The sequence below is a fragment of the Acetobacter cibinongensis genome (assembly GCF_000963925.1).
Lineage (GTDB): Bacteria > Pseudomonadota > Alphaproteobacteria > Acetobacterales > Acetobacteraceae > Acetobacter > Acetobacter cibinongensis.
This window is the reverse complement of the sequence record NZ_BAMV01000018.1, coordinates 53186-77576: the sequence shown is the minus strand read 5'-3', so window position 1 is coordinate 77576 and position 24391 is coordinate 53186. Positions and strand designations below refer to the sequence as shown.

General features: G+C 52.9%; 26 protein-coding genes. 8 read left to right on the top strand and 18 right to left on the bottom strand.

The features are described from left to right. The first annotated feature begins 18 nt into the window (after nucleotides 1-18). Nucleotides 19-1521 (top strand): YifB family Mg chelatase-like AAA ATPase, encoded by a 1503-nt coding sequence (locus Abci_RS11190; RefSeq protein ID WP_048839258.1) that lies wholly within the window; start codon nucleotides 19-21, stop codon nucleotides 1519-1521. A gap of 17 nt (nucleotides 1522-1538) precedes the next feature. On the opposite strand, the gene metC is transcribed toward Abci_RS11190, so the two are convergent. Both metC and Abci_RS11180 read right to left on the bottom strand, forming a co-directional pair. Beyond that, entirely contained in the window at nucleotides 1539-2753 is a 1215-nt protein-coding gene (gene metC, locus Abci_RS11185; RefSeq protein WP_048839257.1) for a cystathionine beta-lyase, read from the bottom strand. Between the two features lie 7 nt (nucleotides 2754-2760). Further along, a complete protein-coding gene (locus Abci_RS11180; protein ID WP_048839256.1) occupies nucleotides 2761-3606 on the bottom strand; it encodes a sulfurtransferase in 846 nt (281 codons plus the stop codon). A 226-nt stretch (nucleotides 3607-3832) separates the two neighbouring features. Here Abci_RS11180 and Abci_RS11175 point away from each other — a divergent pair, with 226 nt between their 5' ends. Next, nucleotides 3833-4924 (top strand): AI-2E family transporter, encoded by a 1092-nt coding sequence (locus Abci_RS11175; protein WP_048839255.1) that lies wholly within the window; start codon nucleotides 3833-3835, stop codon nucleotides 4922-4924. After that, a complete protein-coding gene (locus tag Abci_RS11170; protein ID WP_048839254.1) occupies nucleotides 4921-5625 on the top strand; it encodes an endonuclease/exonuclease/phosphatase family protein in 705 nt (234 codons plus the stop codon). The genes Abci_RS11175 and Abci_RS11170 overlap by 4 nt, the downstream gene beginning before the upstream one ends. On the opposite strand, the gene cls is transcribed toward Abci_RS11170, so the two are convergent. Next, nucleotides 5616-7040, bottom strand: a complete 1425-nt coding sequence (cls, locus tag Abci_RS11165) for a cardiolipin synthase (protein ID WP_048839253.1) — start codon at nucleotides 7038-7040, stop codon at nucleotides 5616-5618. The genes Abci_RS11170 and cls overlap by 10 nt on opposite strands. Nucleotides 7041-7073: 33 nt before the next feature. On the opposite strand from cls, the gene Abci_RS11160 reads away from it, so the two are divergent. Continuing rightward, nucleotides 7074-7490 (top strand): YraN family protein, encoded by a 417-nt coding sequence (locus Abci_RS11160; RefSeq protein WP_244877657.1) that lies wholly within the window; start codon nucleotides 7074-7076, stop codon nucleotides 7488-7490. A gap of 99 nt (nucleotides 7491-7589) precedes the next feature. Here the strand turns inward: Abci_RS11160 and Abci_RS11155 are convergent, their stop codons facing one another. The 9 genes from Abci_RS11155 to purB all read right to left on the bottom strand — a co-directional run bounded on the left by Abci_RS11155 (nucleotide 7590) and on the right by purB (nucleotide 14377). Continuing rightward, a complete protein-coding gene (locus Abci_RS11155; protein ID WP_048839252.1) occupies nucleotides 7590-7898 on the bottom strand; it encodes a hypothetical protein in 309 nt (102 codons plus the stop codon). A gap of 71 nt (nucleotides 7899-7969) precedes the next feature. After that, a complete protein-coding gene (gene grxD / locus Abci_RS11150; protein WP_048839251.1) occupies nucleotides 7970-8308 on the bottom strand; it encodes a Grx4 family monothiol glutaredoxin in 339 nt (112 codons plus the stop codon). 26 nt (nucleotides 8309-8334) lie between these two features. Then, nucleotides 8335-8565: a BolA/IbaG family iron-sulfur metabolism protein gene (locus Abci_RS11145; RefSeq protein WP_048839250.1), complete on the bottom strand. Its 231-nt coding sequence runs from the start codon at nucleotides 8563-8565 to the stop codon at nucleotides 8335-8337. A gap of 24 nt (nucleotides 8566-8589) precedes the next feature. Next, a complete protein-coding gene (purL, locus tag Abci_RS11140) occupies nucleotides 8590-10788 on the bottom strand; it encodes a phosphoribosylformylglycinamidine synthase subunit PurL (RefSeq protein ID WP_048839249.1) in 2199 nt (732 codons plus the stop codon). Further along, nucleotides 10785-11486 carry a phosphoribosylformylglycinamidine synthase subunit PurQ gene (gene purQ, locus Abci_RS11135; protein WP_048839248.1) on the bottom strand — a complete coding sequence of 234 codons (702 nt, stop codon included), beginning with the start codon at nucleotides 11484-11486 and terminating at the stop codon, nucleotides 10785-10787. Before purQ ends, purL begins: the two co-directional genes overlap by 4 nt. Then, entirely contained in the window at nucleotides 11483-11857 is a 375-nt protein-coding gene (locus tag Abci_RS11130) for a Rap1a/Tai family immunity protein (RefSeq protein ID WP_048839247.1), read from the bottom strand. Before Abci_RS11130 ends, purQ begins: the two co-directional genes overlap by 4 nt. Continuing rightward, nucleotides 11854-12096, bottom strand: a complete 243-nt coding sequence (gene purS, locus Abci_RS11125; protein ID WP_048839246.1) for a phosphoribosylformylglycinamidine synthase subunit PurS — start codon at nucleotides 12094-12096, stop codon at nucleotides 11854-11856. The genes Abci_RS11130 and purS overlap by 4 nt, the downstream gene beginning before the upstream one ends. A gap of 37 nt (nucleotides 12097-12133) precedes the next feature. Further along, entirely contained in the window at nucleotides 12134-12901 is a 768-nt protein-coding gene (purC, locus tag Abci_RS11120; RefSeq protein WP_048839405.1) for a phosphoribosylaminoimidazolesuccinocarboxamide synthase, read from the bottom strand. A gap of 126 nt (nucleotides 12902-13027) precedes the next feature. Next, nucleotides 13028-14377, bottom strand: a complete 1350-nt coding sequence (purB, locus tag Abci_RS11115) for an adenylosuccinate lyase (RefSeq protein WP_048839245.1) — start codon at nucleotides 14375-14377, stop codon at nucleotides 13028-13030. Between the two features lie 159 nt (nucleotides 14378-14536). Between purB and Abci_RS11110 the strand changes: the two genes are divergently transcribed. The 4 genes from Abci_RS11110 (at nucleotide 14537) to Abci_RS11095 (ending at nucleotide 18250) form a co-directional block, all read left to right on the top strand. Next, the gene (locus Abci_RS11110; protein ID WP_048839244.1) at nucleotides 14537-15148 is read left to right on the top strand and encodes a YjbE family putative metal transport protein; all 612 of its coding nucleotides are present in this window, start codon (nucleotides 14537-14539) and stop codon (nucleotides 15146-15148) included. An 81-nt stretch (nucleotides 15149-15229) separates the two neighbouring features. Beyond that, nucleotides 15230-17224, top strand: coding sequence for a lytic transglycosylase domain-containing protein (locus Abci_RS11105; protein WP_048839404.1), 1995 nt, complete (start codon nucleotides 15230-15232; stop codon nucleotides 17222-17224). Continuing rightward, entirely contained in the window at nucleotides 17221-17676 is a 456-nt protein-coding gene (locus Abci_RS11100; RefSeq protein WP_048839243.1) for a phosphatidylglycerophosphatase A family protein, read from the top strand. The genes Abci_RS11105 and Abci_RS11100 overlap by 4 nt, the downstream gene beginning before the upstream one ends. Nucleotides 17677-17713: 37 nt before the next feature. Beyond that, nucleotides 17714-18250 (top strand): CinA family protein, encoded by a 537-nt coding sequence (locus tag Abci_RS11095; protein WP_048839242.1) that lies wholly within the window; start codon nucleotides 17714-17716, stop codon nucleotides 18248-18250. A gap of 39 nt (nucleotides 18251-18289) precedes the next feature. Here the strand turns inward: Abci_RS11095 and Abci_RS11090 are convergent, their stop codons facing one another. The 6 genes from Abci_RS11090 to Abci_RS11065 form a co-directional block, all read right to left on the bottom strand. Further along, complete coding sequence (locus Abci_RS11090; RefSeq protein ID WP_048839241.1) at nucleotides 18290-18655, bottom strand: hypothetical protein; 366 nt, start codon at nucleotides 18653-18655, stop codon at nucleotides 18290-18292. Nucleotides 18656-18765: 110 nt separating this feature from the next. Further along, nucleotides 18766-19242: a type II toxin-antitoxin system RatA family toxin gene (locus Abci_RS11085; protein WP_048839240.1), complete on the bottom strand. Its 477-nt coding sequence runs from the start codon at nucleotides 19240-19242 to the stop codon at nucleotides 18766-18768. A 2-nt stretch (nucleotides 19243-19244) separates the two neighbouring features. Further along, a complete protein-coding gene (gene lipA, locus Abci_RS11080; protein ID WP_048839239.1) occupies nucleotides 19245-20216 on the bottom strand; it encodes a lipoyl synthase in 972 nt (323 codons plus the stop codon). A gap of 137 nt (nucleotides 20217-20353) precedes the next feature. Next, nucleotides 20354-21766 carry a dihydrolipoyl dehydrogenase gene (gene lpdA / locus Abci_RS11075; protein ID WP_048839238.1) on the bottom strand — a complete coding sequence of 471 codons (1413 nt, stop codon included), beginning with the start codon at nucleotides 21764-21766 and terminating at the stop codon, nucleotides 20354-20356. A gap of 16 nt (nucleotides 21767-21782) precedes the next feature. Further along, nucleotides 21783-23015 (bottom strand): pyruvate dehydrogenase complex dihydrolipoamide acetyltransferase, encoded by a 1233-nt coding sequence (locus tag Abci_RS11070; protein WP_048839237.1) that lies wholly within the window; start codon nucleotides 23013-23015, stop codon nucleotides 21783-21785. A gap of 12 nt (nucleotides 23016-23027) precedes the next feature. Next, entirely contained in the window at nucleotides 23028-24389 is a 1362-nt protein-coding gene (locus Abci_RS11065) for a pyruvate dehydrogenase complex E1 component subunit beta (protein ID WP_048839236.1), read from the bottom strand. Nucleotides 24390-24391 lie beyond the last annotated feature (2 nt).

Sequence of the window (24391 nt, the reverse complement as noted above, 5' to 3'; positions counted from 1 at the left end):
ATTTAGGATACGAGAGAGATGATTAACGCTCGTATCCGCAGTTTTGCCTTTGCAGGGATTGAGGCGCGGCCTGTATGGGTTGAAGTTCAGATCTCTTCAGGCTTACCGGCGTTTCTTATCGTTGGTTTGCCGGATAAGGCGGTGGGTGAAGCCCGTGAGCGTGTAAGGGCGTCTTTTACGTCTATCGGGCTCGCTCTCCCGGCCAAAAGAATAGTCGTCAACCTGGTTCCTGCCGATATTCCCAAGGAAGGTTCTCATTTTGACCTTCCGATAGCGCTGGCCCTCTTGGCTGCTATGGCGGTCATTCCGTTTGAGGCGGTGGCGCGCTTTGCCGCAGTCGGTGAACTCTCGCTGGATGGTCGCCTCAACCCGGTCGCTGGTGTGCTCTCATGCGCTATTGAGGCAGCCACTATGAAGATGGGCCTCGTCTGCCCTCAAGCGCAGGGAGAAGAAGCCCTGTGTGGCGGTGACATTGCCATTTTGGCCAGCCCAGATTTGCTATCGCTTATCAACCACTTCAACGGTGTACAGATTCTAACACCGCCTGACTTTTCGGCGGTGGATACAAGCTCTGTGCCCCTCGTGGCAACTCCTGATCTTGCTGATATTAAAGGTATGGAAACAGGACGCCGAGTTCTGGAACTGGCAGCAGCAGGAGGGCACTCCCTTTTGCTGTCCGGGCCTCCCGGTACCGGTAAATCCATGCTTGCCGCACGCCTTCCCGGTCTCTTGCCTGACCTTACTCACCGTGAAAGCTTGGAGGTATCGCGCATATATAGCGCAGCCGGTTTGCTCAAGGATGGTAAGCCGCTCCGCAGACCGCCGTATCGTGAGCCTCATCATTCAGCCAGTCAGGCTGCTTTGATAGGGGGCGGCGCCAAGGCACGGCCAGGTGAAATCAGTCTTGCAGACCACGGGGTTTTGTTTCTGGATGAATTGCCTGAATTTTCAAAGGCAGCCTTGGAGGCTTTGCGCCAGCCTTTGGAAACTGGCCAGGTCAGTATAGCCCGCGCCATGGCGCGGGTAACCTACCCTGCCCGTTTCCAGTTTGTGGCTGCCATGAACCCCTGTCGGTGTGGATATTTAGGCGATGCTACAAGGGAGTGTAAAAAAGCCCCTCGATGCGGTGAAGACTATGCGGCACGGATCTCTGGGCCGTTGTTGGATAGAATAGATATCAGCCTTGCCATGCAACCCTTCACGCCTTTGAGCTATATGACCGAGGCGGGCGGAGAGCCAAGCGCGCCTGTTGCCCAGCGTGTGCAAGAGGCACGTAGCCGACAATATGCCCGGCAAAATGGCATTAGGAATGCCGAGGCCTCGTTAGACGTTTTGCGGATATCACAGGCAGCAGAAGAGATGGCGCAGAAAATAGCCACGCGCTTTCGTTTTTCTGCCCGAGGCTACACGCGGTTGTTACGCGTAGCACGTACCATAGCTGATCTTGCTGCAAGCGACCATATTGACTCGGCACATGTAGCGGAGGCGGCTACTTACCGCCTCCGTGCAGGGCAGGCCTAACGTACAGGCTGTGGGTTTTACCGTTTTAAAGACAGGTGACTGAAGGCCTTCTCCAAGTCGGCTTGTAGATCTTCCAGATTTTCAAGACCAATCTGTAGGCGGAATGAAGGCCCGGCTCCGTCTGTCGAGGCTTCGTGGGTCCGCGTCAGGCTGCCGGATGTTGGCAAAATCAGGCTTTCATACCCGCCCCAGGACGCACCGATGCCAAAGAACTGGAGCGCATCAATCATTGTCTCCATGCTTTCCTGAGTATATCCGGCTTTGAGCACGACCCCAAACAGGCTCCCTGCTCCGGTAAAGTCACGTTTCCAGAGTTCATGGCCCGGACATGTGGGCAGGGCTGGGTGTAAAACCGTTTCTACTTCCGGGCGGGTTTGCAGCCATTCAGCAAGTTGAAGTGCAGCTTGGGACTGATGTGCCAACCGTACTCCCATTGTGCGGAGGCCTCGTAGAGTAAGCCAGCAGTCATCTGGGCCCGCTAGCTGGCCAAGTTCTATCGCGGCATCTCTCAACACATGCCAATGTTCTGTCGTATTTACGGTGATGGCCCCTGCAATCACGTCCGAATGGCCGGAGGCATATTTTGTCAGCGCCTGAATGGAAACATCAACCCCGTGCTCAAATGGGGCGAAAATGCCAAAACCCCACGTATTGTCGAGCATCAGTAAAGCATCATTTTCATGCGCCAGACGCGCCAGCATAGGAATGTCCTGAACCTCAAAAGTATGGCTACCAGGACTTTCGGTAAACAGGATACGTGTGGTGGGCTTAAACAAAGCCTGAAGAGTTTTGCTGTCAGCTTGAGGCGGGTAAAAGGTTGTTTCAACACCAAAGCGTTTCAGGGTGTTTTCTGCAAAACGGCGCGTAGGGCTATAAACACTATCGGGTAGCAGAAGGTGGTCACCTGCTTTCATGAATGCCAGTAATGGAACGGTACAGGCTGCTAAACCGGAGCTGACGACCTGACAGTCTTTTCCCCCTTCAAGCGTTGCTATGGCTTTTTCAAGCTCATGCTGGGTTGGCGTGCCCATAGCGCCATAAATATATTCATGGTTGTAGCGCTCCCTGCCCTTATGGCGAAAATCTTCCAAAGTGGGGAAAACTACAGTTGAGCCACGGGTGAGCGGGTAATTGATGGATGTGCCACCTTTTTGGCCAGCAGGCCGCGCCTGACTGACGAGAGTGGAAGACAGTTTTTGCCAACCGCGGGCGACCTGATTGCCTGATGTCATAATAGTTCTAGTCTTCCTTCGTAACAGGAGTATTGGGTTGGGCACCCCATTCTGCCCAGGATCCGTCATACAATGCGCCTTCCGGGAAGCCAGCATGACAAAGCCCGACATTGAGAACACTCGCGGTCATACCTGAGCCGCATGTGGTAATGGCATGTTTTGTTGACGTAATTCCATGACTTTCAAAAATCTGTCTTACAGTGTCTGCGCTCAAAAAACGCCCAGAAGGGTCTAGCAAACGTTTGAAGGGAATATTGACGGCGCCTGGCATGTGTCCAGACGCAAGGCCTGGGCGTGGCTCTGGAACGCGTCCATAAAATCTGTCTGCCGAGCGGGCATCGATAATCGGATTTGAACCACTCTGAACGCAGGCGAGCATATCCCCCAAACCTTTGAGGCGGGCATAATAGGGGTGGCTGACATAGAGCACTGCCGGAGCGCTGACACCGTCTCCCTGCTCTACGCTGCCCTCTTGGCGCAGCCACTCCGGCAGCCCACCATCCAGAACGTAAACATTTTCATGGCCAAACAGGCGCGCAAGCCACCAACCGCGGCATGATGAGGCACTGTTCCCCTGATCGTAAAATACGACCGTGTCTGAATTGGCAATACCCAGTGCCCCAAAGAGGCGCTCAAAGCGGGCGGGTGTGGGTACAGTATGAGGTTTGCTGCTTTCCGGGTCGGAAAAAACATCAATATCAAAGTACGCGCTGGTGGGAATATGGCCGCGTTGGAAACCGAGCTTGGGGTTGGTACTTTCGCCCGGAAGTAGGGCTGTTGCATCCAGAATACGTACAGTGTCCGTATGTGAGAGAAGCTTTTTAAGGCCGGGAACGGATAGCAGGGGAGACATGCGCAAACTTCTCCAATACGAAACGAATAGAAGCACTATTCTAAGTCAGAGTAAGATGACCCGACATCGGGTAGCCAACAAGAAAAAATATTTGATGCGCTAATGAACCAGCATTGGCGGGAGTGAGGCAGCCTCAACCAAGAGTAAGACATTCAACGAGAGAGGGAGCCTGTAAAAAGTCTTATAGTAGCCAGACAAAACAAAAAAATCGTGGTTAAGTGACAGTATGAAAAACCAGAGCGGTATCACGACTGAGCGTATTCTACTGGGCCTATTGCTGTGTGGCATAGCCTACGGATGTGTTGTGGTTCTGGCCCCATTTTACTCAGCCCTGATGTGGGCGGCTGTGGTGACTTACACGACCTGGCCTGTTTTTCTGCATCTACGCAGGCGTATGCGCGCCGTGACCGCCAGTATGATCATGACGATGCTCTGTGCGGTGGGCTTTGTGATCCCTCTGGCGTTTCTGGCGTCAGCAACTGTGTCTGCAGGGCCGCGCTGGGCTGTACGACTCAATGCGCTCCTTAGTATGCCGCATGACCTGCCTCCCCCACCTCACTGGCTGGTTGCTTTACCAATGTTCGGTCAGGAACTTGCCTCAAAATGGGACCATGTGCTCCATAATGTGGATCACATCGGGACAGAAATACGGCCCTATGCAGGTGATATTGCACAATCTCTCCTTGTATTGGTGATGCAGATAGCCAACGGCGCTCTCCACCTTGTTATGGCGCTGTTCATTGCTTTTTTCTTCTGGCTGAGCGGGTCTTCTTTGGTGGACACACTGACAGCCGTGATCACGCGCATTGCCGGTCCTCATGCAGGGCGGCATCTGCATCTGATTGGTGGAACTGTTCGTGGCACGGTGTATGGCATTTTAGGAACCGCAATTATCCAAGGGCTTCTGACAGGCTTGGGCTTCTGGTTTACTCACCTTTCAGAACCAGTTCTTTTTGGGGTACTTGCATCATTTCTTGCTGTTCTGCCTGTGGGCGCACCGCTCGTTTGGGTTCCTGCAGCACTATGGTTGCTGGTTGATCATCAGATCTGGCGTGGAATAGCTTTGCTGCTGTACGGCATTATTTTCATTTCAGGGGCGGACCATATCATCAGGCCTTTATTTATTGCGCGTGGTAGTAAGCTTCCTTACTTACTGACGGTACTGGGTGTTATTGGTGGTGTGCTGGCATTTGGTGGTTTAGGTATTTTCCTCGGACCTATTTTGCTGGCCGTTGGCTTTACCTTGACTGTCGAGTACGCCGGACGCGGGCAGTCTGACCTGCTGCAAACAGAAAACAACAGAAGCATATCCTCATGAAACGTCACGTTCTGCGCATTTTTAACGAGGCGGTAGCCAGAAAGAAAAAGCCTGTTCTTGTTCGTGACGTTGAAAGCACAAAGATCATCAGTTGGAACCTGCTCCGCAGGACAGGGGCCACAGTGCATGATGTGGTTGCGCTTATGGAAGCTGAGCAACCGGATATTCTCCTGATGCAGGAGGCAACGGAGGAAATAGATTTACTGCCGGAACTGATGGGGGGATATTACGCACGAGCCCCTCTTCCCGGCCGTATTCACGGGGTTGCCTGCTGGAGCCGTTACGAATTTGCGCGGCCGCCACGCGCATGCACTATTCCTTCGGGCGCGGTCGTGAAACGACATGTGCAGATTATTGAGAGTGGAACATTTTCACTCGCCAATGTGCATTTGTCACATGGGCAAATGCTGAACAGGCGGCAGTTGCGCCGTATTGCGGCACTTATTCCAACTCCCTGTGCCATTCTGGGCGACTTCAATCTTGTTGGGCCAGCGTTTGTACCGGGTTTTCAGGATGTCGGGCCAAAAGGTACTACGCACAAAATGGTAGATGTCGTGCCTATTCGTCTTGATCGCTGCCTTGTACGCGGTATGCGCTGCGTAGAAGCCCGTGTGCTACCGATTTTTGCCTCAGATCATCGTCCTATTCTGGTCCGTCTTATTCCTGATCTGACGGCTATAGGGTCAAAACGTCACAGATAAGGCATGCACAAACGCGCTGCGGCATCCCTGATTTTTATGAGCAGGTTACGTTTATCAAGGTCATGATGTGTGAGGCGGCTATTACGCTTTTCACTCATGAAATCATCCAGTCTGCCTGCAAACGTGGTGTCGTAGGCTTCCAGATTAATTTCAAAATTCAGACGTAAGCTACGAATATCAAGGTTTGAACTGCCAACGAAAGACCATGCCCGATCAACAACCATAAGCTTGGAGTGGTTAAATGGTGGTGCAACCAACCAGACCCGTACCCCTGCGTCCAGCAATGGTGAGATGTTGGCAGCGCAGGCCCAGTCGAGTGGTGGGTGATTACTTTTTTGGGGGATAATCAGATCAACCTGAACGCCCCGTAAAGCGGCCAGAGCGAGTTCTGACATGACGCGAGACCCCGGTATAAAATAAGGCGTCATAATGCGGATTTGTCTGCGCGCCAGAGTAATGGCCTGCAGCATGGTGAATTCTATTTTCTCCAGATCTGTGTCGGGGCCGGCAGTTACAATGCGTGCCACAGAATTGCCTGACGAATCATGTTCCTGAAAATACTCAGAACCAGCCAGCAACTCCCGTGTCGCAAAATACCAATCCCATGCCATTGCTTCAGCTAACTGGCGGACAACTGGACCTTGTAGTTTGAAATGCGTGTCTGACACAGGGTGGGAAGGGTGTTGGGCGACGCGGTTTTCGTCCGCAATATTAAGGCCACCCATAAACCCTATAGTGCCATCCGTAACGAGAATTTTCTTGTGGTTACGGAGGTTTATGAAGGGCATGCGCCACGGAAGCATGGAGTGCATAAAACGCGCACAAGGTACCCCTGCCCGTTTAAGCTGACGGTATACGCCGGAAACAAAATAACCGCTTCCAATACCATCGACCAGCACATGTACTTTTACGCCCCTCTTATGGGCCGCAATTAAAGCCCTAATAAAATCCTGACCGATTTCATCGTTTCTGAAAATATAGGAGCATAATAAAATCGTTTTTTCGGCATTCTTGATGGCCTCCAACATCAACGGATAAGCGCCATCCCCATCATGCAGGCAAGTCAGTTCATTACCGCCGACCAATGGACGGCTTGTTAGTTTACTCACCATCAAAGCAAGGGGAGCAAACTGCCCCTCCAGCTCACGGTTCCAGGAGGAATCATGTGTTGCGGGTCTGTGAGGCGACCGCCCGCTAACAAGGCGCTTTGCCAGACGCCGTACACGGTTGATACCAAACATCAGGTACAAAATTGTACCCAGAGCAGGCATGAGGAAACAGGCCCCAATCCAGCCAATAGCGGAAGCCGTATTTCTTTTTGTAAGGAGGATATGCAAAGAAACTGTTGTGACCAGAATAAAGCGGATAACTGTTACTGTCAGAACAGGAAGATGCGGCAAAATATCAAATGGCATGATTTGCCTTTATCCGGGAGAGGAATAGAGATCTTGTACACGCTACCGGACAAAAATACCAAGCAAAGAGAGAGGATCCTGCAGCTCCGTGAAATGAGAGGATCTCAAGCTTATCAGGTGGGTGTAGATGCTGAGACGCGTGTAAAAACCATGCTTTTAAAAAGCGGTTGGCAAATTTTATTGGAGAGAGCCCGGACAAAGCGGGGCGAAATAGACTTGGTCGCGTCTAAGGAATCAATCTTATGCTTTATTGAGGTCAAAAGCAGACAAACAACATCTGAGGCCCTGTTTGCGCTAAGGCCTGCGCAACAAAAGCGCCTGTACAACGCGGCAGAGTGCCTTCTGGCTCAGCACCCCACTTGGTCCTACGACCAAATGCGCTTTGATTTAGTAACCGTGGACGCGGCAGGAAAAACTACGTGGCTGGAAGACATCTTAAGGCAGATGTAAAATGTGCAGAGTTTCTTGGACGTTTTGAGAGCTTTTAAGACATTCTACCCAATGAGCATAAAGTCTTAAAAACTCTAACTGCGCTTATACCAGACCAGATTAGGTACGGTGACGCTTTACGGCATGTGGCAGAGCACTATGTTTGCTTGGGTAAGAAACAAGATGCACCAAACCATGAGTTGGCTTGATTTTTGCACTGGCAATTTGGCGGTGCATGGATGTGACATGCGCTACATGATGAACATGCACAACTGGAGGCGGTGCTGCAGTCAAGGAGGCAAAAGTCAGCTTGCTTGCTTCAAGGTCAGAAATGATACGTTCTGCATGAGCAGAAGCACCAGTGGTCATAACACCAGCACTCATGCCAACGAGAGCAAAAGCACAACGCATGAACGGAAGCCGCATCATTTAAAGTCCTTGCCGCATTTCAACACTCAGGCAGACTACACAGCCCACCTGAGTATTGACAACCGAAAAAATCAGGATTCAGCGGTTGTTGGAATATTTTTTTCCTTTAGGAGGTTTTGCAGCTCTCCTGACTGGAACATTTCCATCACGATGTCACAGCCACCAATGAATTCACCCTTGACGTAAAGCTGGGGGATGGTTGGCCAGTTGGAAAAATCCTTGATGCCCTGACGGATATTGGCATCTGCCAGCACATTGATGGCTTTGAAAGGCACGCCAATGTGGGAAAGGATTTGGACAACGCGGGCAGAGAAGCCGCACTGGGGGAAATCAGCATCACCCTTCATGAACAAAACGACAGCGTTATTGTCAATTTCGGCCTGAATGTGCTGTTTGATTGTGTCAGACATTGAGTTGGTCCTTTAAAAACTGAAGTTCAGGGAGCGGAAGTCTGAAGGGCTAAGGCATGAAGCTTACCCCCCATATGACCCTGCAACGCCTGATAGACAAGTTGATGCTGCTTGACCCGAGAAAGGCCCCGGAAGGCCTCGCTCGTTATGGCGCAAGAGTAATGGTCACCGTCTCCGGCCAGATCAGTGATGTTGATCTGAGCATCAGGAAACGCTTCCCGCAGGTAGGTTTCAAGCTCAGAAACAGACATGGCCATGTAGTAGAACTCCGGTTTGGTTTTTCAGTTTGCCATCAGGCTGGGGAAGAAAGCTTCGTTCGTGGTGACGAGGCGCGCTGTAGATATGGTAACGCCGCTTGGCAAAATCAAATCACGCCCACCTGAACGCCCCAATAGTCTGGCTGGTACGCCGGATTGCTCCGCACGGGCACAGAAATCCGCAGCATTGGGCACGCAGACAATATACCGGGCCTGATCTTCCCCAAACCAGAATGCTTCCGGACGAATGCCAGAAGTCGGGCTTTCAAGCTCACAGCCAATACGGCTGGCCATGACCATTTCTGCCACAGCAACAAGAATGCCGCCATCAGCAACGTCATGGCAAGCTTTGACAGTGCCAGTCTGAATTTCGTTCCGTACAAAGTCACCGTTGCGTTTTTCAACACTCAGATCAACGCGTGGCGGTGCGCCTTCTTCCCGGCCAAGAATTTCACGGAGCCAGATAGACTGCCCAAGTTCTCCTTTGGTTTCACCAATCAGTACGATGTCGGCATTATCAACCATACTCAGGCCAACAGCTTTTGACACATCGTCCAGAACACCAAGGGCACCAATAGCGGGTGTTGGCAGAATAGCCATGGTGGTTCCATCAGGCTGGCGTGTCTCATTATACAGAGACACATTGCCGCTCACGACCGGGAAGTCCAGAACGCGGCAGGCTTCGCCCATGCCTTCAATGGCGGCAACAAATTGCCCCATGATTTCCGGTTTTTCAGGATTGCCGAAATTGAGGTTGTCCGTCACGGCGAGAGGACGGGCGCCCGTTGCCGTGATGTTGCGCCATGCTTCCGCAACGGCCTGTGCCCCGCCTGTTCTTGGGTCAGCCTGACAGTAGCGTGGCGTGCAGTCTGTAGTCAGGGCGAGGCCAAGGGTCGTATCTTCAATTTTTACAATCGCGGCATCGGCAGCGCCTGGGCGGCGTACGGTCTGCCCACCAACCGTGCTGTCATACTGGTTCCAGACCCATGCACGGGAGGCAAGGTCAGGTGAACCAACCAGTTTAAGCAGCATGGCATCGAGGGAAAGCGGTGCATGCACGTTTTCAAGTGCTGGCGGCACGACTGGGGCGCTGGCAGGACGATCATAGATCGGAGCCTGTTCTGCCAATGGGTCGAGCGGAATATCGGCTTCCACCTGCCCTTTGTGCTTAACAACAATATGCCCGGTCTCGGTCAAGTGCCCGATGATTGCGAAATCGAGTTCCCACTTCTCAAAAATGGCACGAGCCACTTCCGTCCGTTCAGGCTTCAGTACCATGAGCATGCGCTCCTGGCTTTCAGACAGCATCATTTCATAAGCTGTCATGCCGGGTTCGCGCTGAGGAACTGCATCCAGATCCAATTCGATCCCAACGCCGCCTTTGCCTGCCATTTCAACGGAAGAAGACGTCAGGCCAGCCGCGCCCATATCCTGAATGGCAACAATGGCATCCGTCGCCATCAGTTCAAGGCAAGCTTCAATCAGAAGCTTTTCAATGAAGGGGTCGCCAACCTGTACGGTTGGGCGTTTGGCGAGAGCATTCTCGTCAAACTCGGCGGACGACATTGTCGCCCCGTGAATGCCGTCACGACCCGTGCGGGAGCCAACATAGACAACCGGATTACCAATGCCCGCGGCTGCGGACAGGAAAATGCGGTCTTTGCGGGCAATACCAACAGTCATGGCGTTGACAAGCGGGTTGCCATCATAGGCTGGGTGAAAGTTAATTTCCCCCCCAACAGTGGGAACGCCAACACAGTTGCCATATCCGCCAATACCACGAACAACACCATCAATAATCTGACGGGTTCTCGGCGTTTCCGGGCTGCCAAAACGCAGGGCGTTCAGGTTGGCAACGGGGCGGGCACCCATGGTGAATACGTCACGCAGGATACCGCCAACGCCTGTAGCGGCCCCCTGATATGGCTCAATAAAAGATGGGTGGTTGTGGCTTTCCATCTTGAAGATGGCAGCATAGCCCTCACCAACGTCCACAACACCGGCGTTTTCACCGGGGCCGTGAATAACCCAGGGTGCCTTTGTCGGCAGGGTTCTGAGCCATTTGCGGGACGACTTGTAAGAGCAGTGTTCCGACCACATAACGGAGAAAACGCCAAGTTCTGTCAGGCTGGGCGTGCGGCCCATAATGCTGAGAACGCGGGCATATTCTTCAGATGTCAGGCCAAATTCGCGGGCCAGTGCTTCATCTACGGTTTTTTTCACCGGACTATTGCCTCCACAAGGCCTTCAAACAACGGCAGCCCGTCTTCCCCACCCATAAGTGGATCGACCAGGTCTTCCGGGTGAGGCATCATACCGCAGATACGGGCGTTTTCGCTCAGGATGCCGGCAATGCTATTTACGCTGCCGTTCGGGTTTGTTGCAAAATCATCGTTCTGCACTTTTCCGTCCGGGGATGCGTACCGGAACGCCACACGTCCCTCACCTTCCAGGCGCGCCAATGTCTCTGCATCCGCAGTATAGTTGCCATCGCCATGGGCTAATGGTGTGCGGAAAACATCACCCTTTTTCCATTTATGGGTATAGGGGGTGTCATCGCGCTCAACACGCAAAGTGCAGTCCTGAGACAGAAAGCGCAGATTAGCATTCCGGAGCAGTGCGCCGGGTAGCATTCCCGTTTCTGTCAAAATCTGGAAACCGTTACAGACCCCCAGAATATGGCCACCTTTCTGTGCAAAAGCACGAATTTCCGCCATAATGGGGGAATGGGCAGCCATGGCCCCACAGCGCAGATAGTCGCCGTAGCTAAAGCCGCCGGGAAGAACAATCAGGTCAGCATCGGGCAGTTGCGTGTCCCGATGCCAGACCATGGTGGGAGCTTTTCCGGTAACACGCTTGAGCGCAATAGCCATATCACGCTCACGATTGGTGCCCGGAAAAACGACAATCGCTGATTTCATTTGCTGGCACTACACGGGTAAGAGTCATGTAAGGCCCGGAAGACGCTCTCGCCAACCGGCTTGGACAGGCTGTCTGAGTGGCCTTTCAGCCACGCCAGAACTTTGCCACGCATGGAGGCTGCGTTTTCCGTTGCCGGAATACAGAACCCAGCCGGTGCAGAAGCATCGCCTTCATTTTTGTCATTGATTTTGGCAAGGGCGCCCGCATCAGCCATGCCGGTGATATAAGCATCACACACACTGGTTCCTGCTGGACGACTGCAAATCCGCGCGAAGTTTCCCGTCTGGAGGGTTGAGACGCGCTGTGCATGGGCTAAACCTGCGGGGGCAAGAATGGCTGCGCCAAGCACAAGGCAGGCAACACGTTTCATGCCACGACCTCAACGCTGAAGTCTTCAATAACCAGATTGGCCAGAAGATCCCGCGCCATGGCTTCAGCCTGTTTTTCAACAGCAGCGCGGTCTGTTCCGTCCACGTCCAGTTCAATGATCTTGCCAACACGAACGTCCCCAACGCCGGGGAAGTTCAGGGTCTGCAAAGCGTGGCCGATGGCTTTACCCTGCGGGTCAAGCACACCTTCTTTTAACATGACGGTTACGCGCACCTTCATCGGATTATAGTCCTGTTTTTTGCGTGTGGGCAGATAATTACTGAACAGCCTCTGGACCCTTAAGGTCAGAGCCATTGCCTTCTTCCGGCAGAATACCAAGACGACGGGCGACTTCCTGATAAGCCTCCTTCACGCTTCCCATGTCACGGCGGAAACGGTCCTTGTCCAGTTTTTCACTGGTGTGGGTATCCCACAGGCGGCAGTTATCAGGCGATATTTCATCGGCCAGCACAATGTGGCTGTCATCACCATCCCACTGACGTCCAAACTCAAGCTTGAAGTCAACAAGCTGGATGCCAATGCCAGCGAAAAGGCCGCAGAGAAAGTCATTCACCCGCATGGCATGACCGGTCATTTCCTCAAGGTCATGTGGGCAGGCCCAGCCAAAGGCGATAATGTGATCTTCAGAGACCAGTGGGTCACCCAGCGCATCGTTTTTGTAGTAGAATTCTACAATGGCACGCGGTAGGCGTGTGCCTTCCTCAATATTGAACCTTTTGGCAATGCTGCCAGCCGCAATATTACGAACGACCACTTCAAGGGGGATAATTTCCACTTCCTTGACCAACTGCTCACGCATGTTGATGCGGCGTATGAAATGCGTGGGGATGCCGATTTCCTGCAACCGGAGCATCAGGTGCTCACTGATACGGTTGTTCAGCACACCCTTGCCGGTGATCACACCACTTTTGGCGCCGTTACCTGCGGTAGCGTCATCCTTGAAATACTGGACAATGGTGCCCGGTTCGGGACCTTCAAAAAGGATTTTAGCCTTACCTTCGTAAAGCTGGCGACGACGGGCCATGGTCATCCTTACCTGTCTTGCTGGAAGCCGGTTACTGCGTTCGGCCTGATGAGAAGGGAGTATACAGCCCTTCCCACCAAAATGCCGTCATAGCAGGGTTAAGAAATTGAAGAAATAGCGACCCACTTACTGTGCTGGGCCGGCTTCCCCGAATACTTTTTCGTACAGTGCGTCAATTGCCTTCAGGTGCTGGCGGCTATCCATGGCAGCATCAAGCACGTCAGCAGGAATGCGGCCGGAAATTTCCGGGTCAATAGCCAGATTTTCCCGGAAGGTTTTCCCTTCTGGTGTGCCCAGCTTGGTCCATGTGGCCATCGCATTTTTCTGCACAATCCGGTACGCGTCCTCACGGGACATGCCAGCACGCGCCAGTGCCAGAAGCACTTCGCCCGAGTGCACAACCCCACCAAGGCTTTCAATGTTGGCAGCCATCCGCTCGGGGTAGACAACAAGCTTGCTGATCATGCCTGAGAGGCGCGCCAGAGCAAAGTCCAGCCCAATTGTGGCATCCGGGCAAATGTTCCGTTCTACAGAGGAGTGGCTGATGTCGCGCTCATGCCACAGGGCCACGTTCTCAAGAGCAGGAATGGCGGCGGAGCGTACAAGGCGCGCCAGACCCGTCAGGTTTTCGGTCAGCACAGGGTTGCGTTTATGCGGCATGGCAGATGACCCCTTCTGTCCGGGGTGGAAAAACTCTTCTGCTTCACGCACTTCAGAACGCTGAAGATGGCGGACTTCAATAGCTAGCCGCTCAATGCCACTGGCAATAACAGCCAGTGTGCAGAAATAGGCTGCATGACGGTCACGGGGAATAACCTGCGTGGATACAGGCTCAGGCTTCAGGCCAAGGCGCTCTGCCACAAAACTCTCAACCCGAATATCCAGGTGAGCGTAGGTGCCCACTGCTCCTGAAATGGCACAGGTTGCAATTTCAGCGCGTGCTGCTTCTAGGCGTGCTTTATTCCGCGCAAACTCTGCGTAATGCCCTGCCAGCTTGAGGCCGAAGGATGTTGGCTCAGCATGAATGGCGTGGCTGCGGCCAATGGTCAGCGTGTGTTTATGCTCAAAAGCACGGGCACGCAGCGCGGCCAGAACATCGTCCAGATCTTTCAAAAGCAGGTCTGTGGCCTGAACAAGCTGTACAGCAAGGCAGGTGTCCAGAATGTCTGAAGAGGTCATGCCCAGATGAACGAAACGGCTTTCCGGCCCGACTTTTTCCGCAAGCCAGGTCAGGAAGGCAATAACATCGTGGCGCGTTTCGGCTTCAATTTCATCAATGCGCGCGAGGTCGGCATCGGAGAATGCAGCAAGGGCGGCGTCGCCTTTTTCGCGCACAATTTTAGCGGCTTCTTTTGGAACATCGCCATACTCGGCCATGGCTTCGCAGGCTAAGGCCTCGATCTCAAACCAGATACGATAGCGGTTTTCAGGGGACCAGATAGCGGCCATAACGGGACGAGTATAGCGCGGCACCATAACGCGGCATTCCTCCAGAAAGCGGGATAATGCGGGCTTCTCTAGCTGATTTCAGGGGCGGCGTCTGCCCGTGAACGAATAAAACTTTGACTTGGCCCCTACTTTGGGGAAGTTCGGTCTGCGTTCCTTTCATTTTCAGACAGTCGAATCGGAGTTTTTGTGAACGGTTTGCTTGACGGTTTTAGTGTGCAGGCGGTTATTGCGTTTTTGCAGGTCGTTCTGATTGACGTAACATTGGCAGGCGATAACGCTGTTGTCATCGGGCTTGTCGTCAAATCGCTTTCTCCACAGGATCGTAAGAAGGCTATTTTTACCGGCATTGGTATTGCTGCCGTTCTGCGTATTCTGTTGGCGCTGGTTGCCGTTAAGCTGCTGGCCATAGTGGGTCTGACACTGGCTGGCGGCCTGTTACTGTTATGGGTCTGCTGGCGCATGTACCGCGAAATGCGGGATGAGCATAATGCTCCTGAAGGTGCTCAGCCGACACCGGGCAGCTTTGGTAAGGCCGTTTTGCGTATTCTGCTGGCTGATATTTCCATGAGCCTTGATAACGTGCTTGCTGTGGCTGGTGCAGCATCAGAACATCCCGGCATTCTTGTCATGGGGCTGGTCTTGTCCGTTTTGCTCATGGGTATAGCTGCATCGTTCATTGCCCGTTTGCTTGAGCGGTATAAATGGATCTCATGGGTAGGATTGTTGATAGTTCTGGCTGTTGCCATTGAGCTGATTGTTAAAGGCGGTGGAGAAATCTGGGGGCACCTGCCACATTAATGGCAGGGAGATAACCGACAGTATTTTCCTGACGGCATAAGACGGCTTGTCAGGCGGTGACGGATGGCTAAAGCTTATTTTATGGCTAAGCATTTTTCCTCGTCCGTGAGCCGCTTGAACGGTGCCTTACTGTCCTCCGTACTCTTTTTGAGTGCCTGCTCATCCCCACCGGATGCCTCACAATCCTCCATAAGTTCCCCTGAGCAGACGGTTGCGGGAACCCAACCCTCAGGGGTGACTATGCCTGTGTCACAGGCTGGCGGGTCCGTTCAGGACCGACTGGCTGTATGGCTCAAGCTTGTTGGTACAAGCCATGCCCCAGCACAGGACTATGCTGACTTTCTTAACTCGCGTCCGGTGTGGCCCCGGTGGCAGCTTATCAAGCTGCGTATGCAGCAGGCTTTGGCTCAAGAAAATGACCCGGCTGTACTAAAGCAGCTTTGTGCCCAGCAGGCCCTTACATACGGTCCGGCCTTGGCACATTGTTCTACACAGGTTGGCAATAATGTCGCAGGCCTCCCTGCCCGTTTGAATACGCAGGCACGCCAGGCCTGGATGAATGGTAACGATACGGCTCAGGCCGCAGCGGCGCTTACCAATAATTTTTCGCAATTCCTTACACCTGAAGCATCTTGGTTACGCTTTAACCGGCAGGAAAAAAGCGGTTTGCTGTCTGCGGCTCGGCAGACTGTGCCCTATCTAAGTAGCGCTCGTCAGAAGGTGGCTATGGCACGGCTTGCACTCCGTGCAGGTGATGCTTCTGCTGAGTCACAGATTGCAGGTCTCTCCAGTGCCGATTTAGCGGATCCCCTTTTCGTGCTGGACCGTGCGCGGTGGCTGCGTACACAAAAGCGCTATGATGACGCTATTGCCTTTTGGAAAAGTGATGCGGCAAGAGCTGAAGCGGCTACCGCCCTCGCCGCTTTCTGGCACGAGCGAGATGCTCTGGCTCGTGAGTTGCTGGAGGCCAACCGGGACGCAGATGCATTTTTCATAGCCCACGACACAAGCGTGACCGGCGCAAATAAGCTGGAAGCTGCGTTTCTGTGCGGGTGGATTGCACTGGAAAAACAGAAAAATCCAACTGTCGCAGAACCCTTTTTTAAAGAGCTTGCTGACTCGCCTGCATTAATAACCCGTAGCCGCGGCTATTATTGGCTGGGTCGTGCCCATGCTCTTTCCCAGAACACGGAAAGTGCGAAGGCAGATTATCTGAGAGCGGCAAATGATGCAGGAACATTTTACGGGCAAATGGCTGCTGCTGAACTTGATGGTCAGCGCCCTACCCTCTCTTCTCAGCAAGAGATACCCACGATAACAACACGCGCGTTAAAAGCAGCAAGTGCTCCGCATACAGCTTCAACTTCAGCTGGGCGTCTCTCCCAAAGTGACCTGGTGCAAGCTGCGCAGATTTTGGTGTCCCAAGGTGATACTACGCATGCACGGGACTTCCTGAACCTTCTGGCCCAGCAGGTCGTAACCATGTCGGACAAACTGGCGCTTGTCAGTGTATCCACACAGCTACAGGTGCCAGATATCGGCGTGGCGCTGTCCCGGCAGTTAGGGAAAAACGGTATTTTTCTCCTGCATGAAGGTTGGCCTGCTCCATATTCCCTGCCTGCCAACACCCTGCCAGCGGGTCTGGCATTAGGGCTTATGCGGCAGGAAAGTAGCTTTAACCCCGATGCAGTCAGCTCTTCCAACGCTATTGGACTAATGCAGCTTAAGCCATCAACCGCCGGTGATATGCTCCGTAAGGCTGGCTTACCAGCATCAGCAGCAACAGCATCTGGCCTTCACAATCCGGATAACAACATCAGGTTGGGCGTGGCTTATCTTGAGCATATGCAGGAACGCTTTGGCCCTGTCTTGCCTTATATTGCAGCAGCATATAATGGCGGCCCAGGTCGACTTGGCCGGTGGCTGGCTTCTTCTGGTGATCCAGTAGCCAACAATGCAACTCAGTTTGAAATGATCGACTGGATTGAAAGCATTCCTTTCAGCGAAACACGAAATTATGTGCAACGTGTCTGGGAAAATATGACAATTTACAGAGTAATGGAGCAGCCGAAATGACCCTGGCACGATTTATAGCAACGTTTGGGGGCTGTGGCCTTGCTCCTAAAGCGCCCGGTACTGTTGGCTCACTCGCTGCTCTGGTCGTAGGTCTCCCGCTCCTTAAAAGACCCAAAGGCTTACTTCTAAGTGCGGTTGCGGCTTCAGTGATCGGTGTTTGGGCATCCAAACATGCTGGAGATGGAGAAGATCACAGTTGGATTGTGATTGATGAAGTGGCTGGCATGTGGATTAGCCTTCTAGCCTGTTTGCCCACCCAGAAGGATGAAAAGCCTTCTCTCGTCTGGCCGCTTATTGCTTTTGGACTGTTTCGGCTGTTCGACATCAAAAAGCCCGGCCCAGTTGGCGTGCTAGACCGCCGTCATGATGCTATTGGCATTATGGGGGACGATGTGGTTGCCGGTTTTATGGCTGCTGGTTGTGTCAAACTGCTCAGAAAGCTGAAGCGTTAAAAACGCTTTGGGGCAAGAATAACGGAGAGAGGGTATTATGGTCCTTGGTACACCGAATTTACTCGATGGCTCTCTGGCATCCCATCTTCTCTCCCAATCAGCAGAGATTCTTGCACTGTTGCGCAGTAACCATGCCAAGCTGGTCACGGCTGAAAGTTGCACAGGGGGACTGTTAGCTGCCCTTCTGACACATCATGCCGGGTCTTCAGATGTCTTGGAGGGTGGTTTAGTGACCTACTCTAACGGATTGAAGATGTCCGTATTGGGTGTCAGATCCACAACGCTCTCTGATTGCGGTGCGGTTAGTGCCGAGACTGTCAAGGAGATGGTGGCAGGGGCGCTGAGAGTTTCTCCAGATGCCTCTGTCGCAATTTCCGTTTCAGGTATTGCGGGCCCATCTGGTGGGTCTGAGGAAAAACCAGTCGGCCTTGTGTGGTTTGGTATTATGGTCCGTGGAAAGCCAGCCGAAGCGTACCATAAAATATTTTCGGGGGATCGAACCGCTGTTCGGTCCCAAGCTGCGGCTTATGCTTTTACGCTGATAAGTGCCAGCCTAGCATCGGGAACACCCTGACCAAGAAAGAGTGGTCAGGGTGCCTGAGTAAACTAAAGCTTACTGGCCAGCGCTCGGTGCGTTCTGGGCATCAGTTGCGGATGGGATTTTGGGGGTGCTTGGGAGGGATGGTGCGGTTACGCCTGTCCCTGGAGCAACCACGGCAGGAGCATGGGATGGAACGGACTGTGCGCCGTTGATCAGGCCTCGTTCAGGGACTGTTTCATGCAGGCCGGGTGGAGCTGCAACGGGGGTTTGTGCCGCGACCAGACTTTTGCTGTTGAGATCCTCTGTTGAAGGGCTTGCTTTATCAACAGAACTGGCATGAGCCTTATGATGCACACCGTGGTGTGTTGCCGCAAATACGGGCGCACTGCTCAGAACAGCAAGAGCTGAGGCGACGATAAGGCTGGAAGCTTTTTTCATAATACTCTCCATCAAACCTGAATGGCGTTAGCGGTAGAAATTGACACCGTAACAAACAGGATTGCTCTTGAACGCACGGAAACTCAAAAAGTCTCAAAAAATAACGTGCGTTATCGGGCCGTTTGGCTGTTTTCGGCGTTCACGCTTCCAATTTGCGGTGGACCATAGACATCGCGGGCACGCTTTATAAAAGCGGAGACCATCAAACGCACAGCCTCACCGAAAACGACCCCGATAGCTGCCTGCAGAATGCGCGAACGAAATTCAAAATCTACATAGAACTCAACCAGACATCCTTTGGAATCTGGCGTGAATTTCCAAATGTTTTTCAGATACTTGAACGGCCCTCGTTCATAATGAACCGTGATCTGAGAAAAGCGATCGAGCGTTACACGAGACGTAAAGCTTTCCCGAAACGGGCCAAAACCGACTGTCAGGTCCGCAACAAGCTCAGTAGCGGTCCGAGACCGGATGGTAGCCGAGGTGCACCAAGGTAGAAATTCCGGATACCGGTTTACATCAGCAACAAGATCAAAAATCTGTTCTGGCTGGTAAGCTAGGACACGCTTTTCTGCGTGTTTTGGCATTCTTAAGCCCCTTTCAGTCGTGCGGCGCGCGCTGCTCTTAATTCTGCAAAGTCAGAATCAGCATGATAAGATGACCGCGTAAGTGGGCTTGCACTCACTTGAAGAAAACCCTTAACACGGGCCATTTTCCCGTAATCCTCAAACTCCAGCGGTGTGACAAACCTGTCAACAGCAGCATGTTTCACTGTTGGCTGGAGATACTGTCCCATGGTGATAAAATCTACATCTGCTATGCGCAGATCATCCATGACCTGAGCTAATTCCATCTTCTCCTCGCCTAAGCCCAGCATGAGCCCAGACTTGGTGAATATAGCGGGGTCCATTTCTTTGACCCGGTCAAGAAGACGGAGGGACTGGTAATAGCGCGCACCCGGCCGGATGGTGGGGTAGAGTCGTGGCACAGTCTCGAGATTGTGGTTGAAGACATCAGGTTTTGCTTTAACAACGACCTCTAGAGCCTTGTCTTTACGCAAAAAATCCGGGGTGAGAATTTCTATTGTCGTCTCAGGAGAGGCCGCACGGATCGCCCCGATTACCTGTGCGAAGTGACGGGCTCCACCATCGGCCAAGTCATCACGATCTACAGAGGTGATAACAACGTGGCGCAGGCCAAGTTTTGCTACGGCTTCTGCTACGCGTGCAGGTTCATCAGCGTCCAGAGCATGGGGTAAGCCGGTAGTGACATTGCAGAAAGAGCAGGCGCGTGTGCAAATTTCCCCCATGATCATCATGGTTGCGTGGCGTTGAGACCAACATTCCCCAATATTAGGGCATGCCGCCTCCTCGCACACTGTCACCAGACGATTATCGCGCATGAGTTGACGGGTCTCATGATACACTGGGTGAGTAGGTGCTTTAACGCGTATCCATTCCGGTTTACGCGCAATCGGGTTATCTGGGCGGTGCGCCTTTTCCGGATGCCTGACTTTACTTGCTCCACCTTTACGGTGATCGATTAAGACACGAGTAGACATGATGCCCGCCTGCACACAAACTTAAGACTAAGGAATAGAACTGTGACGCTCCCTCCTTCACGTCAAGGCAGAAGCGTCACAGATAAGCTAGCAAAAGCATCACACCCGTGCGATGACCATATTAGGCTAGAGTTTTGCTAGAAATGCAGCGCCCCGCTATAGGCTGCCAAAACCGCTTCATGCATCGACTCAGAAATAGTCGGATGCGGGAAAATGGTTTCCGTCAGTTCCGCTTCGGTCAGTTCTCCGGAGCGTGCAATGACATAGCCCTGAATCATCTCGGTCACTTCTGCGCCAATCATGTGCGCCCCGAGTAGCTCGCCTGTTTGTGCATCAAAAACCGTTTTGACCAGCCCCTCGGTTTCTCCCATTGCCAAAGCCTTACCATTGGCAATCAGCGGGAATTTCCCGACACGCACTTTGTAACCGGCTTCCTTTGCGCGTGCTTCTGTGTAGCCAACAGAAGCAACCTGCGGCCGACAGTAAGTGCAACCGGGAATTTTGGTTGCATCAATAGGGTGTACGGTTTTGCCTGCAATAGCTTCCACACACATCACCGCTTCATGGCTGGCTTTGTGTGCGAGCCATGGTGCGCCTGCCACATCCCCAATGGCGTAAACGCCAGCCTCTCCCGTACGGCACAAAGCATCAGTTACAATATGCGTACGATCGACGGTTATTTTGGTGTTTTCCAACCCCAGATTTTCAACGTTCCCCACAATACCAACAGCCGAGATAACACGGTCTACAGTAATGTTATGGGTTTTACCGCCAGCTTCCACGGTAACCGTCACGTCTGTCGCATTTTTTGAAAGCGGGCCAAGCTTGGCGCTTGTGAAAACTTTCATGCCCTGTTTTTCAAAAGATTTCTGGGCAAGCGCGCTGATTTCTTCGTCTTCCACTGGCAGTACGCGCGGCGCAACTTCCACAAGAGTTACGTCTGATCCCATATTCCGGTAGAAAGACGCAAATTCAGTGCCAATTGCTCCAGAGCCAATAACGAGGAGCCGCTTGGGTAACTCATCCGGCACCAAGGCTTCCCGGTAAGACCAAACAAACTTACCATCAGGCTCAAGCCCGGGAAGCACACGGGCCCGCGCCCCTGTTGCTAGAATAACATGCCGAGCCGTAAGGGTTGTCTCAGCACTGTCTTTTTGGCTGAGTTTAACTTTGCGTTTACCTTCCGGGCCAATGCCGTCCAGCTTCCCATATCCGTTAAAAACGGGGACTTTCGCCTTTTTGAGGAGGTGCGCAACACCGGACGCAAGCTGTTTGGAAACAGCACGAGAGCGCCCCACAATTTTGGTGAAGTCAAAGCTGACCGCATCAGCTTTGAAGCCATACGTGTCTAGATCATGCAGCAGGTGGTTGATTTCTGAAGCACGCAGCAGGGCTTTTGTGGGAATACAGCCCCAGTTAAGGCAAATGCCACCAAGATGCTGAGCCTCTACAACACCGACTGAAAGCCCAAGCTGCGCAGCCCTCAATGCCGCGACATATCCGCCAGGGCCACCGCCTATGACAAGAATATCAAAATCTGTCTTACTCATGGGTGTGTTCCTAACTTCAAATCACGAGGCTTAAAGGGGATTCCACGATAGAACGGAAAGCGGAGAGCCACTCTGCTGCGGTAGACCCATCCACAACACGATGATCGACCGATAGAGTTACGGTCATGACGGTGGCTATAGCGATCTCACTCCCTTTTACCACTGGCAGCTTACGGCCTGCTGCAATAGCAAGGATGGCAGCCTGCGGCGGGTTGATGATGGCAGAAAAATCTTTCACACCGTACATGCCCATGTTGGAGATGGAGAAAGTGCCTCCCTGAAACTCTTCAGGTTTCAGTTTTCCAGCCCGTGCCCGTTTTACCAGATCTTTAGTTTCCTGACTGATCTGCTTCAGGCTCTTTTTATCGGCCTGTTTGACAATAGGCGTAATCAGCCCGTCAGGAATGGAGACAGCCACGGAAATATCAACATCATCATACATGATCATGGCATCATCAGTGAACGACGCATTTACGCTGGGAATACGCTTCAGAGCGACTGCTGCAGCTTTTACCAGCATGTCATTCACGGATAATTTGAACGTGTCAGGCCCTTCTGCCGGAGATGTGGCGTTGAGCTGGGACCGCAGCGCCAACAGGGCGTCCAACTCTACGTCAACAGACACATAGAAGTGCGGAACCGTGCTTTTTGACTCTGCCAGTCGCTTTGCAATGACCTTGCGCATTGTAGAATGCGGAACGATTTTATGGCCACCAGAGGAAAGTGGAGCTTCTGGTGTTTCCTGGCCTTTTACAGGTGCTCCCTTCTGGGCCGCGGCATCCACGTCTTTTCGTACGATACGACCGTTGGGCCCGCTACCTTTAACCGTAGTGAGGTCTATGTTTTTCTGGGACGCAACACGTTTGGCCAAAGGAGAGGCAAACACCCTGTTCTTGGGAGGTGTTGCGGCAGCAAGAGGTTGTGATGCTGCTTTTGGTTCGGAGGCAGCCGCTTCAGGTTCTTTTTTAACAGGGGCAGCAGTGGACGCGCTCTCTGGCACCGCCTCGCCTTCTTCTACAAGGATGGCAATGGGCGTATTTACACTAACGCCTTGTGTACCTTCCTGAACCAGAATGCGGCCAAGAATACCTTCTTCCACCGCTTCCACTTCCATGGTGGCTTTGTCGGTTTCAATTTCTGCCAGAACGTCTCCGGCAGAAATGGTATCCCCTTCCTTTTTGAGCCAGCGTGCAACTGCCCCTTCCGTCATGGTGGGGGAAAGAGCTGGCATAAGAACTTCAGTAGCCATGATATGGTTCCCTCACACTATGCCGCGCACGGCATCCACAATGTGGCTGGCCTGAGGCAAAGCGAGTTTCTCAAGGTTGGCGGCAAATGGCATAGGCACATCTTCCCCTGCGATACGCACAGGGGGTGCGTCCAGCCAATCAAACGCGTGTTCAATGACCTGCATGGCCACTTCCGCGCCAATGCCGGCAAAGGGCCAGCCTTCTTCAACCGTAACGAGACGGCTGGTCTTCTTCACGCTTTCAACAACGGTGGCGGTATCAAGCGGGCGCAGCGTACGCAGGTTGATAACTTCCGCTTCAATCCCTTGCTGTGCCAGTTCTTCAGCCGCCTGAAGCGCAACACCGACCATGATGGAGAATGTTACGATGGTAACATGAGCCCCTTCCCGCTCCACTTTGGCTTTACCAATCGGGAGAATGAAGTCTTCGTCGGTTGGGCACTCAAACTTCCGACCGTAGAGAATTTCGTTTTCCAGAAAGACGACGGGGTTCGGATCGCGAATTGAAGCCCGGAGTAGACCTTTTGCATCCGCGGATGACCACGGTGCTACAACCTTTAGTCCCGGTACATGTGCATACCAGCTTCCGTAACACTGTGAATGTTGCGCGCCTACACGTGCGGCTGCGCCATTAGGCCCACGGAACACGATGGGGCACCCCATCTGACCGCCTGACATGTAAAGCGTTTTAGCTGCTGAGTTGATGATATGGTCAATCGCCTGCATTGAGAAGTTCATGGTCATGAACTCGACAATGGGTTTAAGGCCGGTCAATGCCGCGCCAACAGCCATGCCGGTAAAGCCGTGTTCGGTAATGGGCATGTCTATGACACGCTTTTCACCAAACTCGGCCAGCAAGCCTTGGGAAACCTTGTAAGCGCCCTGATACTGCGCAACTTCTTCACCCAGAAGAAAGACATCTGGGTCACGACGCAACTCGGCCGCCATGGCCTGATTGAGGGCTTCACGCACAGTAATTTCAGCGGTGGGGCCCCAGTCCTTTTCAGGTTCTGGAGTGCTTAAAGCACGAGGTGCAGCAGACGCACTGACCGGGGAGGCCACCGGTGCATCATCCGTCTGATGTGCGGGTGCAGCCTGCGGTGCAGCCGCGGATTTTTCAGGGACTTCTTCCCCTTCGCTGACCAAAATAGCAATGGGAGTATTCACCGCTATGTTCTGTGCGCCTTCTGGCACAAGAATGCGGCCGAGAATACCTTCCTCAACAGCTTCAACTTCCATTGTGGCTTTGTCAGTCTCAATTTCTGCAAGGACATCACCACTGGAGATAGCATCCCCTTCTTTCTTCAACCACCGGGCGATTGTGCCTTCGGTCATGGTGGGAGAAAGAGCGGGCATTAAAATATCAGTAGCCATGA